Here is a 17,644-nt window from a genome sequence, read left to right on the forward strand (position 1 = left end):
GTCTTAAGCAAAGCTGGCTTTCACACATTCGCCCAGTTTGACGCGATCCTGAGGATGCAGGGTAATGAAATAAGCACCCGTACGATATTTCCCGTTTTCTTCTGCACGACTGTAGGCCACCTGAGCGGTTGCCGCGATGTGGAAGAAGTTTTCCGGGTGACTTAAAGTCACATGCAGATAGGTTCCTTCACTAATCGGCTGATCACTAAAGAAGCTAAAACCAGTCTCTGAAAAGTTCACATGTTCCGGTACAGGTAACATGCTTTGTACAATTGCGTCATACAAAGAACCGGTAATAAGGTTTAATTTTTGGTTGAATAAGGATAAGATTCGAGCAATTTGTTGATCTTTTTCAGATAATTGTTCTAATTCGTAGTTAACAGCATGATCAAATTGATCTAGCTCTGCAAGTAGTAGAAAATAGCGGGGCAATACGAAATTAGCATCGTAAGGATCATTCAAGGCAACATCATCGGAAATAATCTGATAATTGATTCGTAAAGCAGCATCGATTCGAGACAGGACTCGTCTTTCAGTGAATCCGTTTGGATGCTGTACATTTTCCATAATTTATTACCTCGGACTAGATGGTTATGTTCAAACCAATCTCGCTGTATATAGGGTTGAAATATACTCGCGCACGGCGTAGTAACCACTTCATTTCTTTTATCGCATTGGTCTCAATGATCGGTCTCACGCTCGGTGTAGCAGTCCTCATTACAGTTTTGTCTGTCATGAATGGTTTTGACCGAGAGTTGAAAAATCGCGTCTTGGGGATGGTTCCTCAAGCCACTGTTTCTTCGACGCAAATTCTAACAAATTGGCCTGAACTTGCAAAGCAGATTGAGCGGCATGAACACGTTCAAGGTGTGGCTCCTTTTACCCAGTTACAGGGGATGCTCACGGCTCAAGGGCAAGTTGCCGGAATTATGGTCAGCGGAATTGAACCAAAGTATGAGAAGAAAGTTTCGATCATCCAGAACCATATGGTCGAGGGTAGTATTGATAACCTGAAAAAAGGTGAATTTGGGATTGTTTTAGGCAAACAGATGGCAGATGCCATGGGCGTAGGCTTGAACGATAATATTACCTTGGTTCTACCTGAAGCGACGCCTTCACCAGCGGGTGTTGTGCCACGTTTTAAACGCTTTAAAGTGGTTGGGATCTTCAGCATTGGTGCAGAAGTTGATTCGATGATGGGTTATATTGCCTTGAACGATGCTTCAACCTTGTTACGTCTGCCAGATGGTGCACAAGGCGTACGTATGAAGCTGGATGACATTTTCGCAGCGCCTCAGGTTTCTCAGGAAATTGTGCGTGATTTACCGGGTAACTTCTATGCCTCTGACTGGACTTATACCCACGGTAATCTGTTCAGCGCAATTCAGATGGAAAAAGCAATGGTCAGCTTATTATTATTCCTGATTGTCCTGGTCGCAGCATTTAATATCGTGTCTTCACTGGTAATGGTGGTCACAGATAAAAAATCCGACATCGCAATTTTACGTACTTTGGGTGCTTCACCTGCCACGATTACCCGAATCTTTATGGTTCAAGGTACTGTGATCGGCGTAATCGGAACTTGTGCGGGTGCCATTCTCGGGATTATTGCCGCCACCAGTATTAGTAGTTTTATTGGCTGGTTAAACAATTCACTTGGCCTGAATATGTTTGATGCTTACTTCATCAACTATTTACCTTCTTATCTGCGCTGGCAGGATGTGGTCGTGATTGTAGGTTTGTCACTTGCCTTAAGTTTCCTAGCCACTATTTATCCAGCATTCCGTGCTGCTAAAATTCAACCGGCGGAGGCATTGCGTTATGAGTAATCTGGTTCTGGATGCCCAAAATATCGAGAAATCTTTTACAGATGGAAAATCTACGGTTGATGTGATCAAAGGGATTTCATTGCAGGTAAAGGCCGGGGAATTTGTTTCTATTGTCGGTTCAAGTGGTTCCGGTAAAAGTACCTTGTTGCATATTCTGGGAGGATTGGATCGTCCTTCTGCCGGACAAGTGATGGTCAATGGCCGCCGTTTTGACAATTTATCTGAAGCAGAACGCGGCTATGTCCGTAATGAAAATTTGGGCTTTGTATATCAATTCCACCATTTATTGCCAGAGTTTACTGCACTAGAAAATGTCGCGATGCCTTTAATGCTTCGTAAAAACGTCAAGTTTAAAGAGGCTAAACAGCAGGCAGAATACTTACTGGAGCGTGTTGGATTAACCCATCGTTTAACCCATCAACCGGGCGAACTTTCAGGGGGCGAGCGTCAGCGTGTAGCACTGGCTCGTGCCGTGGTGACCAAGCCGAAGTTAATGATGGCAGATGAGCCAACAGGTAACTTGGACCGTAAAACAGCCGATAAAATCTTTGAGTTGCTGACTGAATTACGTAGTGAATTCAATATGGCCATGTTAATTGTGACCCATGATGAACAATTGGCACATTCGGCAGACCGGATTCTACATATGCGTGATGGTCTATGGATGAATGACTAATTACAGAAATAATCTTCTTTAATTGAAGCTCACTTCGGTGGGCTTTATTATTGCCTGAAAATAATAATAAAAAAGAAAATCTTCATGTTGCAATGGCTGTGTCTGGGCTGGATTTTAGGCCTTGCCAGTATGGGAAAATCTTTTCTGAATATTGAGTTGAATTCAATCTCAGTGATATTTCTTGCTGTGCTCTTTTATTTCTGTAGTTCCAAGCTCAATACTGTTCTGAAAAAGCCCTTACATAAAGGATTGCTGGTAAGTACCTGTATTCTACTCGGGACATTTTTGGGATATGGTTATGCCAATCAACAGCTCAGCCAACGGCTATTGAATGTCGAGCATGAAGTACTGCAGAAAGACATTATCGTTTATGTCAAACGCTTGAATAAACTCGGTGAACAATCCATCCAGCAGCCTTTGGAAGTATTAAACCTCGATGGACGCACCGTAACCTGGATGGGTTTTCTACCTAAAACCTCATCGAATACTTCACAACTATCAGCGAATCATGAAAATAATGCACTTGAACTGGGGCATTATTACCGGCTGCAAGGGCAGGTACGTCCTAATCACAGTTATGCAACGCCCGGTGCTTTTGATGCTGAAAAATGGGCACTGCAACAGAATATGATGGCAGGTTTCCGGATCAAACAGATAGAGCAACTTGATTCAGCTACTGTTTCTACACTGGGGTATAGTCAGTTTATTCGAGAGCAAAGAGCTTTAACTCAGCAATTTCTACTTTGGGTAGAGAAGAAGCGGCTGCAATTAAGAGAGTTCATAGCAAGGCAACCTGTACAAAATAAAGGTTTGCTTCTGGCTTTGCTCACCGGAGATGAAAGCCTTTTAAATCCTGCAACTGAACAGCAATTTCGACGTATGGGTATGAGTCACTTACTGGCGATTTCCGGACCACATGTGCTGATCTTTGCCCTGATGGTCTGTGCCATGCTTCGGCTACTCGTCGCACGAAGTATGCCTCAGCTTTATCTAAGATGGACACGCCAGTATTTTCTGGCTTTACCTTTTCTGTTTTGTGTGGTGCTGTACTGTGCCTTTGTGGGTTTTGAAATCCCGGCAATCCGCACTCTGCTGATCTGTATGATTGGTGTCATCCTCATGCTGCTTCGACAAAATCTGCAGGCTTTAAAACTACTGATTCTGAGCGCCGCCTTACTGTTATTCATTGATCCCTTTAGTATCTTGTCCGCGGCTTTCTGGCTATCCTATGGGGCCTGTTTTGTATTGCTCAGAATTTATCAGACCATTCAACAGCGACCATCCGAGCAAAATCAGACAGCAATACAAAAACTGTATTTTGCAGCTAAAGTGCTAGTGGAATCACAGTGGAAAATCTTTCTCGCTTTATTTCCTTTAATGATGCTGTTTTTTAAGCAGATTGCCTGGATCACACCGTTCAGCAATTTGGTCGCAATTCCCTGGATCGGTCTTTTGATTGTACCGATCGATATTCTGGCAGCAATTCTCTTTTTTATCGCTGAACCGGTCTCAAGCATGCTATTTCAGCTTAATGATCTGTTGCTGAATATCCTGTTGGGCTTCTTAAATCTGCTGGATCACTGGTTTAAACCGCAGTTAATTCCAGTTGCAATGAATCACTGGATGATTGGGCTATGTATTCTGTCTTTGCTGATTTTATTCTTACCACGTGGAGTATTACCAAAATCCTGGATAGCTGTCGCGGCGGTACCAGTTTGTGTTCCTCAATTTAATCATCCGCCATTTCAGCTTTCGGTGCTGGACGTTGGGCAAGGGCAGGCGATATTCCTTCGTTATGGAACTCATAACATGATGATCGATATGGGTGGTTATTATGATGAGGAAAAATTTAGTATTGGGAAGCAGGTAATCATGCCATTTCTGTCGGTACAAGGTGTTTCTCAACTGGAGCAGGTGATTTTAACGCATCTGGATCAGGACCATAGTGGTGCTTATCACAGCATTAAAGAGCAGCTCAAGATTAAGAATATCTATGCCAATGAAGTGACCGAAACTGCAGCCTCTTCAAACTTTCAATTATGTTATCAGGGACAGCGGTGGCAATGGCAGAATGATGTGCAGATTAAGGTCATTGCACCAAAACTAGAACAATTAAATACTGCTAATTTCAATAAAAATGACCTGTCTTGTGTAGTGTATTTGCAGCTCAAAGATGTCTGGCCTTATCAGAATTTTCTGCTGATGGGAGATGCAGGTTGGCAGACTGAATATCAGTTACTCAAAGACTACCCCGATTTAAAAGTGGATGTCTTGGTCTTAGGCCATCATGGCAGTCAGCACAGTTCAGCTTATCAATTCTTGCAGCACTATCGTCCTAAACTGGCGATTGCGTCTGCTGGAAAATTTAATCGTTACGGGCATCCAAGTCAGTTGACTCAACAGCGTCTCAAAGAATTGGATATTCCTCTATTGACTACAGCAGAGCATGGCAGCCTGCATTTTCATCAGCAAGGAACTCAAATCATTCTAGAAACTGAAAGAAGTCGCTGGAAATGGTTACAAAAACAAAATCTAACTGACTGATTCTAGAGATGGTTCAACAGCAGCCAGATTAGAAGTTCTTAACTGGTTCACTTTGGACAAAGCTTGGTTATGATCAAGCTTATAAATATTTCCCAGATCTTCGTGAGCTCTAAAGCGTTTATAGCTCCAGTGATAATGTTCAGGATGACGCTGAATCAGGTTTTCAATCGTGTTGATGATGATGCCTGTACCTTGATTAGCATCTCCCTGATAAATTTTTTCATCTATGGCCTCGATATGAATATCAAAGCCAGCATCCTCATTACGCAGGGCATAAAGAAACAGCGCACGGGCTTTGGTTTTCTGGATCAGCTTGGCACTCAGGTTGCTGGTGGCCAAAGGAACGCCAAAGTAAGGAATATATTCACCGCCAACGTTGGGTGTATGATCCGGCAGAATGACAGTGGTGCCACCTTGCTTCAAGGCCTTGAAAATTTGTCTTACACCAGACTCATCTGTCGGCACCAGATTGGCCTGTTCGCGGCTGCGTGCTGCACGAACAAATTGATCCGCTGCCTGATTTTTTACAGGTTTATACATGATGGTCATTGAAGTGAATTGCGCAACATAGGCATTCATGATTTCCCAAGTGCCAAAGTGCGGCACAATCAGTACCAGACCTTTATTTTGTGCCAAGGCATCATGCAGTAAATCTTCGCCTATAACCTTATGCACTCTCTCAATATTTTTCTGATTACTCGAACCCCAAATACTGAAAAATTCGAAATAAGACATCAGTTCATTGCGAATCGCGGCACGGGTAATCCGTTCTCTTTCCTGTGTCGACAGTTCAGACAAACTGATCTCAAGGTTCAGGCGAATTACATCAGAAGTTTTAGAAACTTTAAAAATATTAACGATTAAGGCAAGAATACGCGCAATCCATCGGGAAACTGAAAGCGGTTGGCGGCTAATATATTTGAGTAAACCGTAAGCTGAATTCTTTGAGCTGCGTTCAGTCATTGAGTTGTAATATTGATAAAATAAAAAAGAATAGCACTTATTATAGGCGAAAACGGTTTCTTTAGACAGAATTACCCTTTTCGGTGTATATAATGGGTTCAATATAAATTAATTTATTGGATTATTTATGTCCGATTGGCCACCAAAACCTGAAAATCAAATACAAAATACGCAACAACCAGTTCAACCGACTGGCCCAGAATGGAAACTGCTGGAAAAAGCGGTTTTAGCTTCAGTAGAAGAGCAACGACGGGCACGTCGCTGGGGGATCTTCTTTAAATTTCTGACCTTCGCTTATCTGCTGGTTGTCATTCTTGCGCTGGGTAAAGGCTGTAGCATGAGTGCTTCTGATCCAAGTGCAGGCGCAGGTGCACACATTGCTGTGGTTGATATTATTGGCACGATTGCCGCAGACAAGCAAAGCGTAAACAGTAGCAATACCATCAAATCACTCAAAAAAGCCTTTGAAAACAAGCAAAGTAAGGCTGTCGTTTTAAATATTAATTCACCGGGTGGTTCACCAGTCCAGTCAGATGAAATCTGGCAGGAAATCCAGTATCTGAAAAAACAGTATCCTGAGAAAAAACTCTATGCCGTGATTGGTGATACAGGGGCTTCTGGTGCTTACTATATTGCATCCGCTGCAGATGAAATCATTGTCAATCCATCGAGTCTGGTCGGTTCAATTGGTGTGATCATGCCGAACTATGGTGTGAATAACCTGCTGCAAAAACTTGGAGTTGAAGACCGCACCATGACTTCAGGTGAAAATAAAGCTTTGCTGTCCATGACACAGCCGGTTGATCCTGCGCAAAAAGCGCATGTACAAGGTGTGCTGGATAATGTGCATGGTCACTTTATTAATGCTGTAAAGCAGGGACGTGGAGCGAAATTAAAATCGACTGATCCTGCTATTTTCTCAGGTCTGTTCTGGACCGGTGAACAGGCGGTGAAATTGGGTATTGCAGATCGTATTGGTAGTTTAAATACTTTGAAGCGTGAACTAAAAACTGAAAAAGCTTTAAATTACACCATTGAATATAGTCCATTTGAGTCAGTACTAGGTCGTATGGGTTCATCGATTGGTGAAGGAATTGCAACTTCAGTGGCACAGAAACTTCAGTCAGAAAATAAAACGACATTACAATGAAACCCTTGATTCATTTTGCACACGCCAATGGCGTACCATCTAAAGTCTATCAAAAGCTGTTTGAGGGACTGCAAGATGATTACGATATTATCTATGTGCCGTTATTAGGGCCTGATAAGCGTTATCCGATTGATAATCACTGGAAAAGTCTGACTCAGCAGGTGATTGATAGTATCGTGCGTCAGTCTCATGGACGTCCGGTAATTGGTTTGGGGCATTCATTAGGTTCAGTCCTGAGTTTTCAGGCCTCCCTACAGCGTCCGGAACTTTTTTCGCAAATGATTATGCTTGATCCGCCGATGATCATGGGCAAAGAAGCCTTTGCATTGCATATTGCAAAAACTTTTCGCTTAAAAGCACTGGACCAGATGTCACCTGCAGGTTTGTCGAAACGCCGTCGTGATCATTGGGAGTCTCGGGAACAGGCAGCTGAACTGCTACGACCGAAAGGCTTTTATCAGGATTTTGATGCAGATTGCTTCCAAGCTTATATTGACTATGCCTTAAAGGATGATCCGGTTCGAGGTGGAGTTGAACTCACCATTCCTAAAATGGATGAAGTGAATATCTTTAGAACCAATCCATCGCTATGGTGGTTACCTCAGGCTAAACCAAAAGTACCAGTGCATCTGGTGGTTGCCAAGAAAGGTCCATTTTTGGCGCGCAAATTTCCGCAGCGAGTGCAAAAGAAATTTGGCATTCCATTTACAGTGGTAGATGGTGGGCATATGTTCCCATTGGAGCAGCCTGAGCAAGTAGCGAGTCTGGTCAAACAACTGATTCAGCAACAGTCTGCTTAAAGCTCATCTCATCTAAAGAAATAAAAAAACGCGTCCGAGGATGCGTTTTTTTATATTTGGACTTTTAGAATTTGCAGAATTGAACAGGTTCTTGCATTTTTGCATTACGGTACAACACACCTTGTTCAGTATGCTGAATTGTCCCATTACAAATCCATTCTACCACTTGTGGGTAAATCAGATGTTCCAGTACATGTACCCGCTGCGCTAAAGTGTGAGTCGTATCTTGATGCGATACTTTTAATACACCCTGTGCTAAGGCTTGGCCGGCATCCAGTTCAGGAGTGACATAATGCACTGTACAACCATGCAAAACATCACCAGTATTCAGGACACGCTGATGGGTATGCATGCCTTTGTAATGTGGCAAAAGAGAAGGGTGAATATTCAGCATTTTCCCTTCCCAGGCTTTCACAAATTTTTCACTTAAAATTCGCATAAAGCCCGCAAGTACCACTAGATCAACATCCCAGTCCAGAAGCTGCTGATGCATGACATCATCAAAAGCTTCCCGGCTTGGATACTGCTTATGTTCAATGACTGCAGTCGGAATTCCTGCTTTATGAGCGCGCTCTAAAGCAAATGCTTCAGGCTTGTTGGAAAGCACCCCGACAATTTCTCCTGACAGATGGGCATCTATCAGGGCTTGCAGGTTCGATCCACTGCCTGAAACAAGTACAGCAATTTTAATCATGCGAAATTACGCGAAGATCACACGAATTTTTTCGTCTGCACCTTCAACAGATTCAGCATTATCTGCAATGTGACCCATTGCCCATGCTTTCTCACCCAAACCGTTGAGTAACTCTACAGTTTTGTCTGCTTCGGCTGCATCAACAACAAGAACCATACCTACGCCACAGTTAAAGGTACGATACATTTCAAACTGTTCTACACCGCCTTCGCGTTGAAGGAGTTTGAACAGCTCAGGCCATTCCCAAGAAGATTCATCTACGACTGCTTGAGCACCGTTTGGTAATACGCGAGGCAGGTTGCCTGGTAAACCGCCACCCGTGATGTGTGCCATCGCATGTACATCAACCTGTTTTAGCAGTTCAAGAATAGATTTCACATAAATGCGTGTTGGTTCCATTGCAACATCTGCAAGTGGACGACCATCAACGATTTGATTCAGGTCAACATTTTTAACTTCAAGAATTTTACGAAGCAACGAATAACCGTTTGAGTGTGCACCAGAAGATGCAACACCAATGAGTACATCACCCGCTTTTACTTTAGAGCCATCAATAATTTTGCTTTGCTCAACTACACCGACACAGAAGCCTGCAAGATCGTAATCTTCACCTTCATACATGCCTGGCATTTCAGCAGTTTCACCACCAACCAGTGCACAGCCTGCAAGTTCACAGCCAGCACCGATTCCTGTTACGACATTTGCAGCCACGTCCACATTTAGGTGACCAGTCGCATAATAGTCCAGGAAGAACAGTGGTTCAGCACCACAAACGAGAAGGTCGTTCACACACATTGCAACCAGATCTTGACCAATGGTGTCATGACGGTTCAAATTCAGTGCCAGACGTAATTTTGTACCAACACCATCTGTGCCTGATACGAGAACAGGTTCTTCATAACCTTTAGGGATTTTACAAAGGGCGCCGAAACCGCCTAATCCGCCCATTACTTCAGGACGTTTAGTACGCTTAGCGACGGACTTGATTCGGTCGACTAACGCGTCTCCCGCTTCAATATCGACACCTGCATCTTTGTAGCTTAAACCAGTGTTTGGGGTAGAAGTTGAGTTGCTCATAATGAAGTCTCCGCATTCGCGCGGGGGATTATAACCTGAATATGCAAAACTCTTATGGTATTTATGCCCTAAAATGCTATCTTTATTAAAATATTTTACTTTTTATAACGATTAATAGAGAGAAGGCGAAACTTTATGGTAGATCGCACATTGCGTCGCGTGTTTATCCTAGCTGGGATAGCTTTGTTGTTGTGGATTCTATATTTACTAAAACCCGTTGTAATTCCATTTGTTGCAGCGTTTTTAATGGCTTATCTGTTCAGCCCGCTGGTAGATAAACTGCACGATATCGGTCTGCCGCGTTGGCTCTCTATTAGTATCGTTTTTACTGGAATCGGGATCGTTATGATCCTGGCGATCTGGTATCTGGTGCCGCTGATCTGGCAGCAGCTGATTTATGCGCGTGACAATATACCTGCGGTCATTGGCTGGATTAATTCAACCTTTTTGCCATGGTTGTCGAATACCTTCAATGTCGTTGAAATGGAAATTGATACCACACAGATTTCTGATGTGGTCATGGACTATGTGCAAACCAATTATAGTGCTGACAGTATTCAGGCCTTCCTGCTACGCCTTGCACAATCTGGAATTAACTTCTTGCAGATTGGCGGTACGATTGTCCTGATTCCAATTATTGCATTCTATTTCCTGCTGGATTGGGATCGTATGCTGGAAAGCTTGCGTCGCCTGATTCCACGCCCTTATGAAGAAAGCACCTTAAGAATTGTAGGTGAATGCCACAGTGTGCTGGGCGCCTTTGTCAAAGGACAGTTTCTGGTGATGATTCTGCTGGGAATTGTTTATGCAGTGGGCTTACAACTGATTGGTCTTGAAGTCGGTTTGATTATCGGTATGGTGGCAGGCCTGGCCAGTATTATTCCTTATCTGGGATTTGCGGTCGGGATCATTGCAGCTGTCATTGCGACCTTCCTGCAATTCGGGATTGACTGGTGGCAACTGGTTCTGGTTGGTGTGGTCTTTATGGTCGGTCAGGCTGTAGAAGGTTATGTACTGCAACCATTCCTGCTCGGCGATAAAATAGGTTTATCTCCGGTTGCTGTGGTTTTTGCGGTACTGGCGGGTGCTCAACTGGCGGGTTTCATGGGGATGCTAATTGCATTGCCGGTTGCAGCCGTCATTGTGGTTCTATTGCGACATGCACGTGAATATTACGAACATACACACTTTTATGGAAATCAGGCTGTCATTATGAATGATCCGGCTACAGGTTCCATAAGCGTAGAAACTTCAGACTTAGATGTTGATATTGAAATGAAAAAGTCAGAAGCAAAACCACTGCAAGAGGGAGAGAAATCAAGTAAGATGGATGTACCTCTTCATAAAGACTCATAAGGCCATCAGAATCATATGCGTCAATTGCAGCTAGATATAGAACCTCAACTCGATGCCCGAATTAGTGATTTTTCGGGCCCGGGATGGGGTCATGTAATTGACGCAGTCCGACAGCTGCATGCAGGCCTAATCAGCCGCTTTTATGTGTATGGCGGAGCTGGAACAGGGAAAAGTCACTTACTCTCTGCCATTTGTGATTCTTATCTGGAAATCGGTAAGACTGCTATACAGGTGTCTTTGCTGGAGCTTCTGGATGCGCCTACTGAAGCGATTACTTCGCTGGACCGGTTTGACCTGATCGCACTGGATGATATTGAAGCCATTAGTGGGGTTCCACACTGGCAACGCGCCGTTTTTCACTTGATTAATTATAATGATGAAGGCGGTGGTCAGCTGGTATTTTCTTCCCGTTTTGCACCCATTGAGTTAAAGCTTGAATTGCCCGATTTGCAGTCCCGACTCACGCAGGCAGTCAGTGTCCGTGTCCCAAATGGCAGTCTTTATGCGGACCGATTTGCCTTGGTATCCTCGGTATTGGACCGACGCGGTATTCATCTTGATCCACAGATTTTTGATTATTTGCTAAATCACGGACCACATCAAACTTCCGTGCTTCTACAAACATTAGAACAGATTATTCAATTACTTAAAGGCGAAAAGCTGAAGGTCAGCAATGCTAACCTGCGGCAGATTTATGCATTAATTGATGAATATCGTTAAATTATAAAACATCTTGAGTAATTACTCAGTCTATGCGAAAGTAAGGCAAAATAATTCGCTGTTGCAAGGAAGATGCAACTTTAGAAGAAAAAGAAAGAAATAAAAAATTAAGGAGAAGGGTATGCTCAAGAAGAGCATAGGCATGGCTTTGCTATGTATGGCGGGGCAGGCATATAGTGCAGAAATTATTGTAACTACCACAGAAGATATTGAAAAAGATGACAAGGAATGTTCACTTCGAGAAGCTGTTGAATATGTGAATCGTGGCCTGGCTAAAGAAGGTTATATGGGCTGTGGTGGCGAAAATGCTATTGGCACCATTATCTTAAAAGAAAAAACGACCTATGTACTGAATAAGCATATCCCGATCAAGAAATCAGTAACGATTAAATCTATCGCAGAAGTAGATGGTGAATTTAGTAGTACCGATAAGGTAATGGGGTTATATAACGCTCATATTCAAATGAAAGGGACAGATAATCTCTTCCGTATTAGCAATGATGAAGAGCTGATTCAAGTCAATTTAAAAGAACTCGACCTTGAAGGTTGCGGTAAAAGCAGCTGTGCCGAACAAGGTGGCCTAATTCATAATAAAGGTAAATTGGTGATTGATTACAGCCGCTTATACAAGGGAGCTGCGAGTCAAGGTGGTGCCATTTATAATGTGGGGAAATTTGGCCAGAATCTGATTGCTTTTGCCGAAATAAAAACCAGCCTGATTGAAAATAATCAGGCGCAACAGGGTGGCATACTCTATAGCCAGCTTCCATACTTTCTGGTTTATCAAAGCGTTTTAAAGAATAACCAGACGCTGAATAATAATGCTACCAATATTTATACAGCGGGCCAAGTCGATAATCCTGCCGATATTCAATCCATTAATGCTGAAGTCCTAAGCAGTACCCTGTTAAAAAATAAGGGAGCACTGATCAATGTGATTGATGGAGTGGGAATCAATAACCTGACAATAGTGGACAATACAGGTACAGCACTACGTATTAGTGCCCCGAATGGTAAAGCCTATGTGGCGAACAGTATTATTTTAAGAAATGGTACGCAGGATTGTCAGATTGAAACTACGGATAAAAGTACGATTCACAATAACCTGGTAACAGCATCTTGTGGTACAGGTGATGCTGCGTATCCAAACCAGATCTGGACAGGTACTCGCTTGTTTGCAGAGGCTTCAGATCAAAGTGAAGGTATCTGTCTAAATTTAAAACAAAATAGCGATGCTATTCTATGTCCTTATAGCGTTCCTAAAGATCAGTTCTTGGGCTATCTACGTCCTCGTATCCTGTTGAATTATAATCAGGTTAGTGATTCACCGATTGTAAATAGAGGGACTAGCTACAATAGCAGCAATCCTTCAGTCAGCTGTGAGGCGTCAGACCAACGCGGTGTAGACCGTTTACTAGATAACTTATTTTGTGACCGTGGTGCGATTGAAATTACAGTTCCAACATCTACCAGTCTGGTTGGACAGGATCTTCTAAAAGGAGAGACTGCAAAGTTTTCAATTGAATCTGCTTTAGGAGATAGTGATTTAATTCCTAAAGAGCAATGCAATAACATTATTGGAGAGAATCCAAAGGGTGAGCCTTGGCAAGATGGCTGCTTACAGGTTATCCAAACCAAAACTGTTTCCAAGGGCAAAACAGTCATTGATATTGATGGGAATGTGGTTTATACCCCAGATTCACAATGGCATGGTGCTGACATTTTTGAAATTCAGGTAGTTACTTCCTCTACACGATTTAATAAGTCCAAACCTTATCTGGTTTTAAGTACCCAGATTGTACAAGAACCTAAAAATGAAATGAAAGACAAGTCTGTGAAAACCTCTGGTGGGGCATGGGGAATCGCTGGCTTAATGGGCTTGATAGGGTTGATCGGCCTACGTCGCAGATTAAAAGATTAAGGAAAAATCATGAAAAATTATAAAAAAGGACTGCTTGCAGCCATGATTTTATCTGCCATGAGTTTAATGGCAGCCGAAGATAAAACCATATATGTCACTACATTTGCTGACGAGGACGGGGAAAATACCAGTGCCTGTTCCTTGCGTGAAGCCATTAAGACAGCCAAGCTGGATAAATCCTATGGAGGATGCAATGTTGGCCGTACATTGCGTAATGACGGTTCCGCTCCAGATGTCATCCAACTCGAAGCTGGGGAATACAAACTCAATAGTGAAATTATTGTTGAATCCCATGTCAATATTTTGGGAAAATCCCCCTTCAATTATACTCAAAGAAGCCCTATTACCTTTTTATATCCAACACGTGAGGCTTTAACAACCACCATTTCAGGCCAAGGGAAAACCCGCTTATTTAATACGGTCGCTAGCCAAGCCAGCATGGTGGTAAATGGTATCATCCTGAAAGATGGTTATGCTGCAAAAACCAGTCTGGATAAAGGTAATGGTGGAACATTTTATGTCGCCGGTCCTCTAAGCCTCGTGAATAGTGAAATTGTAAATTCACGAGCGGCTGCAGAAGGGGGAGCAATTTATGCAGTAGCGATGAATAATGAAAAAATTATCAGGATTCAGGATTCCTTAATTCATCAGAATAGAGCAGCTACATATGGCAGTGTCTTGGCCATGGATTGTGTGGGGAATCTGGGCAGTACAGAGACCAAGCTAGAAATTAGCGCAAGCAGCATTGTCAAAAATGGTTCTACTGAGACGGCCAGTATTCTGGACTTTTGTGGTTATGCCAAAGCTGATATTAGTAACTCTACAATTGCAAAAAATACGACCAGTGCCACAGGTCATATTTTCCGAATGGCCAATGAAATCAGCCGTCCATTAAGTTCTTTCTTCACTTTTAGTGCCATTAATAACACGATTGTCGAAAATACTGCTCGCTCTACCATCTTTTATGACAATACTGGTAATTCGAGTCTGGCTTATAATGTATTAGCCTTTAACCAGGGCCTATCTTGTGAATATGCCTTGAATGGTGGGAACCCAAGTAAAGAACAGGATGTAGATTTATTTACTGCTTATAATGCGATCCATACAAGTGGTTCCTCGCGCTGTGTGTTACCTGAACTGGCAGAAAATAGTGTTTCAACGAATATTGATGTATCCAGTAATCAGATCACTGATCTGTTAACTGCTTATATCGAACCTTCTGTAAATAACCATTATTTAGGGATGTATTATCCTATTGATCGACAATCGAATACGGATCTGGTTAATATCGGTACAGAAAGTTGTGAAGAAATTGATCAGCGTGGAATTGAGCGGTTAACTAAGGCAACCTTATTATTTAATCCAGATGCAAAAAATTCCTGTGAAATTGGGTCGATCGAAATCCGGAACTTAACTGCAACAGATATTTCTGGTCTAAAAAATAGTTCTTTAACAGAGTTGCTGGATTATTATCAGGAAAATATTGATGATATTAATTCTATTCTGGCAGATAAGAATACCAAACCTGAAGAAATTCAGGGCTTAAAGGAAGAGCTAAAAGAATATGAGGATCTTTTAAAATATACCAAGCAATACCAGAAATATCGTGCCATATACGTTAATCCATTTAGTTTGGTCATGCCTCAAGAAACTTTAAATAATACTCAAGTACAAGCTAAAGCATTAAATTCACAAAATTATGAAATTACAGTGCAATCTTTAGGTGTAGGGTCTTTATCTGGATCAGGCAGTTCATTAATTGTTCAAGGTGCGCCGAATGACCCAAATTTAAAATGTGAATGGAAGCCTGACTTAAACCGTATCATGATGTATCGTACTGATGGCAAAGTAACCAGTCTCTCGGATACGGAGTATTGCCGTTATACAATTAAAGACAAGCAGACAGGTGCCAGCAGTACTGGTATCTTGCAGGGCGCATTTGTAAATATTAAACCGATTGTAAAAAATGACGAATATAGAATTAGCGCAGAAAACAATCTGACCGTGACTGTGAATCCATTAGAGAATGATAGTGATGATGGTGATGGTCCACGGATGAATGGCAAGGCTGCTTTCTATCGTGATAAAGATGGTCGTGAGATTCCGATTCGTATTGTCAAGCTTCCTGCTGGAGTAAACCTTTCCGCAGAGCGAGAAGGACCATGCCCAGGGAATTTTGCCGGTGAAACCTGTTATGGTGGAAAATTGACCTTTAGTGTGAAAAACACTTTTAGTCAGTCAGATTATGATATGCAGTATCATGTTTTTGATGCAGATGAGTTGATGTCGGATACAGCAAGAATTAACTTAAAAAATACGACTAAAAATACCAATACATCATCAAGTGGTGGTGGTTCATTTGGAATTTGGGGATTGTTCGGATTATTAGGTTTGGCAGGATATCGCCGAGTTAGAAAGTAATTGCAGCATGAAAAAAAAGCCTCCAGATGGAGGCTTTTTATTTAACTAAAATTAATGAGTTTTAGGTTGAGTGAGTTGCTGGTATTTCTGGATATATTCTTCACGGATCGCCAGTCGTTCTTCTGGCGTTGCTTTTTGCATTCGTGCACCTAACTCCTTACGTTCCTGACTGCTCATCATTTGCCAGGTTTCACGCATACGCTGCTTTTCAGCTTCAGGAAGCTGGGTGAACCAGTCCATGCGTTGCTGTAAATTAATACGTTGCTGTTCAGGCATTTCTTTTAAGGACTGATAACGTTTAATTAATGCCAGTTGCTCGGAATCAGAAAGTGTATCCCAGGTTTCGTTGACCTGCGTATTGGCATCTTTGGAAAAAATCCAAAAACGTTCAAATCCCGCAAAGCTGGTTTGCAGGAAGCTGAATGCACAAAATGCAATTGCTAATCTTTTAGCTGCCATGTGGAACTTTGTCCTCACCTAAAACCATTAACATTTCCAGATCTTCAAGCATCTGTGGAGAGAGTTTGGGTGTAGATACCGCTTGAGTCTGAGGTTCGTTATGGCTGACAATATTCGGTAGCACTACCACGCCAGCAATCGCAGCAGCCAAAGCAAAGCCAGACATTTTTAGAAATGCAAAGCGTGAATGTTGTGCGTCCTGAATATGCTCCAGCACATGATTCATCACCACCGGTTTATCTTTGTGGTGCTGTGCCAGTCCATCAAGTTTGGAAGTTACTTGCTTTAAGAAATCATCTTGCTTCATTCGGATGATCCTCCCAGATATGGATTTAAGTGTGCTAGAGAGGCACGTAGACCTTGAATAGCACGGTGATAATGGGTTTTCACACTGCCTTCTGTACAGTTCATAATTTGCGCTGTAGTTTGAGTATCAAAGCCTTCCCAAGCTCTGAGCATAAATGCTTGCTGCTGACGCACAGGTAATTTGGCAATCGCCTCCTGAATTTCTTCAGCAGTTACTGCCTGATCCAGAAATTCTAAAGGTGAGGGCGTAGATTCATCTACCAGATTGTCAAATTCGACTTCGTCGTCATCAAGGCTGACTTTTTTGAAAAAGGAAAAGGGCTGGTTGCGACGTGCTTCTTTACGACGCCAATCCTGTAATTTGTTATTCAGAATCGTATAGAACAGGGGATACCACTCTTCAGTGCTTTTCTCTGCATAAGATTTATGCAAAGCAATAAAAGCTTCCTGAACCAGATCCATTGCGATCCCATGTTGTCCTTGAGTCGCACTTTCCATCATCACCAAAGCACGCCCAGTCACATCCTGCATGAAATTTTTTAGGCGAGACTCAGCCGTACTCTTTAGAATACTCGCATCTTGTGACTGCAACGGTTTCGGTGCTAAATCCATAGAGATGGAAAATCCTGTCATTGGATACCCACCATTATTCCCAAGTTCATGTGCATATAACGTTGGGAATAACGATTTGGTTGACAATAAAACTTATTATTTTTGTAGTGTAATCT

At 42.4% G+C, this 17,644-nt stretch carries 16 protein-coding genes; 9 read left to right on the top strand and 7 right to left on the bottom strand.

What is annotated here, in order from left to right; all coding sequences use genetic code 11:
* Positions 1-3: 3 nt before the first annotated feature.
* A complete protein-coding gene (locus FTV12_RS02025; protein ID WP_159124050.1) occupies positions 4-567 on the bottom strand; it encodes a PilZ domain-containing protein in 564 nt (187 codons plus the stop codon).
* A gap of 26 nt (positions 568-593) precedes the next feature.
* Between FTV12_RS02025 and FTV12_RS02030 the strand changes: the two genes are divergently transcribed.
* From FTV12_RS02030 to FTV12_RS02040, 3 genes are all read left to right on the top strand, one after another.
* Positions 594-1,829 (top strand): lipoprotein-releasing ABC transporter permease subunit, encoded by a 1,236-nt coding sequence (locus FTV12_RS02030; RefSeq protein WP_034170943.1) that lies wholly within the window; start codon positions 594-596, stop codon positions 1,827-1,829.
* Positions 1,822-2,505: a lipoprotein-releasing ABC transporter ATP-binding protein LolD gene (gene lolD / locus FTV12_RS02035; RefSeq protein WP_159124049.1), complete on the top strand. Its 684-nt coding sequence runs from the start codon at positions 1,822-1,824 to the stop codon at positions 2,503-2,505. Before FTV12_RS02030 ends, lolD begins: the two co-directional genes overlap by 8 nt.
* Before the next feature lie 84 nt (positions 2,506-2,589).
* The gene (locus FTV12_RS02040; RefSeq protein ID WP_180016984.1) at positions 2,590-5,049 is read left to right on the top strand and encodes a DNA internalization-related competence protein ComEC/Rec2; all 2,460 of its coding nucleotides are present in this window, start codon (positions 2,590-2,592) and stop codon (positions 5,047-5,049) included.
* Here FTV12_RS02040 and FTV12_RS02045 read toward each other — a convergent pair.
* A complete protein-coding gene (locus FTV12_RS02045; protein WP_159124047.1) occupies positions 5,038-6,012 on the bottom strand; it encodes a lysophospholipid acyltransferase family protein in 975 nt (324 codons plus the stop codon). The genes FTV12_RS02040 and FTV12_RS02045 overlap by 12 nt on opposite strands.
* A 127-nt stretch (positions 6,013-6,139) precedes the next feature.
* On the opposite strand from FTV12_RS02045, the gene sppA reads away from it, so the two are divergent.
* Both sppA and FTV12_RS02055 read left to right on the top strand, forming a co-directional pair.
* The gene (sppA, locus tag FTV12_RS02050; RefSeq protein WP_004784634.1) at positions 6,140-7,162 is read left to right on the top strand and encodes a signal peptide peptidase SppA; all 1,023 of its coding nucleotides are present in this window, start codon (positions 6,140-6,142) and stop codon (positions 7,160-7,162) included.
* Positions 7,159-7,962, top strand: coding sequence for an alpha/beta fold hydrolase (locus FTV12_RS02055; protein ID WP_180033447.1), 804 nt, complete (start codon positions 7,159-7,161; stop codon positions 7,960-7,962). The genes sppA and FTV12_RS02055 overlap by 4 nt, the downstream gene beginning before the upstream one ends.
* Before the next feature lie 64 nt (positions 7,963-8,026).
* On the opposite strand, the gene purN is transcribed toward FTV12_RS02055, so the two are convergent.
* Positions 8,027-8,656 (bottom strand): phosphoribosylglycinamide formyltransferase, encoded by a 630-nt coding sequence (purN, locus tag FTV12_RS02060; RefSeq protein ID WP_180033448.1) that lies wholly within the window; start codon positions 8,654-8,656, stop codon positions 8,027-8,029.
* A 6-nt stretch (positions 8,657-8,662) separates the two neighbouring features.
* Positions 8,663-9,733 (bottom strand): phosphoribosylformylglycinamidine cyclo-ligase, encoded by a 1,071-nt coding sequence (gene purM, locus FTV12_RS02065; protein ID WP_180033449.1) that lies wholly within the window; start codon positions 9,731-9,733, stop codon positions 8,663-8,665.
* Positions 9,734-9,868: 135 nt separating this feature from the next.
* On the opposite strand from purM, the gene cxpE reads away from it, so the two are divergent.
* From cxpE to FTV12_RS02085, 4 genes are all read left to right on the top strand, one after another.
* Entirely contained in the window at positions 9,869-11,089 is a 1,221-nt protein-coding gene (gene cxpE, locus FTV12_RS02070; RefSeq protein ID WP_180010672.1) for a chloramphenicol efflux transporter CxpE, read from the top strand.
* Positions 11,090-11,104: 15 nt separating this feature from the next.
* Positions 11,105-11,809, top strand: a complete 705-nt coding sequence (gene hda, locus FTV12_RS02075; RefSeq protein WP_159124042.1) for a DnaA regulatory inactivator Hda — start codon at positions 11,105-11,107, stop codon at positions 11,807-11,809.
* A gap of 121 nt (positions 11,810-11,930) precedes the next feature.
* On the top strand, positions 11,931-13,730 hold the full coding sequence (gene rbtA / locus FTV12_RS02080) for a rhombotarget A (RefSeq protein ID WP_180033450.1): 1,800 nt from the start codon (positions 11,931-11,933) through the stop codon (positions 13,728-13,730).
* Positions 13,731-13,739: 9 nt separating this feature from the next.
* On the top strand, positions 13,740-16,151 hold the full coding sequence (locus FTV12_RS02085; protein ID WP_180033451.1) for a CSLREA domain-containing protein: 2,412 nt from the start codon (positions 13,740-13,742) through the stop codon (positions 16,149-16,151).
* 51 nt (positions 16,152-16,202) lie between these two features.
* Here the strand turns inward: FTV12_RS02085 and FTV12_RS02090 are convergent, their stop codons facing one another.
* From FTV12_RS02090 to FTV12_RS02100, 3 genes are read right to left on the bottom strand one after another with little or no spacing between them, the layout of a single operon-like run.
* Entirely contained in the window at positions 16,203-16,610 is a 408-nt protein-coding gene (locus tag FTV12_RS02090) for a DUF3106 domain-containing protein (RefSeq protein ID WP_159124038.1), read from the bottom strand.
* Positions 16,600-16,917, bottom strand: a complete 318-nt coding sequence (locus FTV12_RS02095) for a hypothetical protein (RefSeq protein WP_004784617.1) — start codon at positions 16,915-16,917, stop codon at positions 16,600-16,602. Before FTV12_RS02095 ends, FTV12_RS02090 begins: the two co-directional genes overlap by 11 nt.
* A complete protein-coding gene (locus tag FTV12_RS02100; RefSeq protein WP_159124054.1) occupies positions 16,914-17,528 on the bottom strand; it encodes an RNA polymerase sigma factor in 615 nt (204 codons plus the stop codon). The genes FTV12_RS02095 and FTV12_RS02100 overlap by 4 nt, the downstream gene beginning before the upstream one ends.
* Positions 17,529-17,644 lie beyond the last annotated feature (116 nt).

This window comes from Acinetobacter sp. YH12233, assembly GCF_013417725.1.
GTDB lineage: Bacteria > Pseudomonadota > Gammaproteobacteria > Pseudomonadales > Moraxellaceae > Acinetobacter.

Excerpts from the sequence above, each read along its gene's own strand:
- FTV12_RS02095 (WP_004784617.1), bottom strand. The coding sequence starts at position 16,917 with ATGAAGCAAGATGATTTCTTAAAGCAAGTAACTTCCAAACTTGATGGA.
- FTV12_RS02100 (WP_159124054.1), bottom strand. The coding sequence starts at position 17,528 with ATGGATTTAGCACCGAAACCGTTGCAGTCACAAGATGCGAGTATTCTA.
- FTV12_RS02055 (WP_180033447.1), top strand. The coding sequence starts at position 7,159 with ATGAAACCCTTGATTCATTTTGCACACGCCAATGGCGTACCATCTAAA.
- lolD (WP_159124049.1), top strand. The coding sequence starts at position 1,822 with ATGAGTAATCTGGTTCTGGATGCCCAAAATATCGAGAAATCTTTTACA.
- purM (WP_180033449.1), bottom strand. The coding sequence starts at position 9,733 with ATGAGCAACTCAACTTCTACCCCAAACACTGGTTTAAGCTACAAAGAT.
- FTV12_RS02030 (WP_034170943.1), top strand. The coding sequence starts at position 594 with ATGTTCAAACCAATCTCGCTGTATATAGGGTTGAAATATACTCGCGCA.
- hda (WP_159124042.1), top strand. The coding sequence starts at position 11,105 with ATGCGTCAATTGCAGCTAGATATAGAACCTCAACTCGATGCCCGAATT.
- FTV12_RS02025 (WP_159124050.1), bottom strand. The coding sequence starts at position 567 with ATGGAAAATGTACAGCATCCAAACGGATTCACTGAAAGACGAGTCCTG.
- sppA (WP_004784634.1), top strand. The coding sequence starts at position 6,140 with ATGTCCGATTGGCCACCAAAACCTGAAAATCAAATACAAAATACGCAA.
- cxpE (WP_180010672.1), top strand. The coding sequence starts at position 9,869 with ATGGTAGATCGCACATTGCGTCGCGTGTTTATCCTAGCTGGGATAGCT.
- FTV12_RS02040 (WP_180016984.1), top strand. The coding sequence starts at position 2,590 with ATGTTGCAATGGCTGTGTCTGGGCTGGATTTTAGGCCTTGCCAGTATG.
- purN (WP_180033448.1), bottom strand. The coding sequence starts at position 8,656 with ATGATTAAAATTGCTGTACTTGTTTCAGGCAGTGGATCGAACCTGCAA.
- FTV12_RS02045 (WP_159124047.1), bottom strand. The coding sequence starts at position 6,012 with ATGACTGAACGCAGCTCAAAGAATTCAGCTTACGGTTTACTCAAATAT.
- FTV12_RS02085 (WP_180033451.1), top strand. The coding sequence starts at position 13,740 with ATGAAAAATTATAAAAAAGGACTGCTTGCAGCCATGATTTTATCTGCC.
- rbtA (WP_180033450.1), top strand. The coding sequence starts at position 11,931 with ATGCTCAAGAAGAGCATAGGCATGGCTTTGCTATGTATGGCGGGGCAG.
- FTV12_RS02090 (WP_159124038.1), bottom strand. The coding sequence starts at position 16,610 with ATGGCAGCTAAAAGATTAGCAATTGCATTTTGTGCATTCAGCTTCCTG.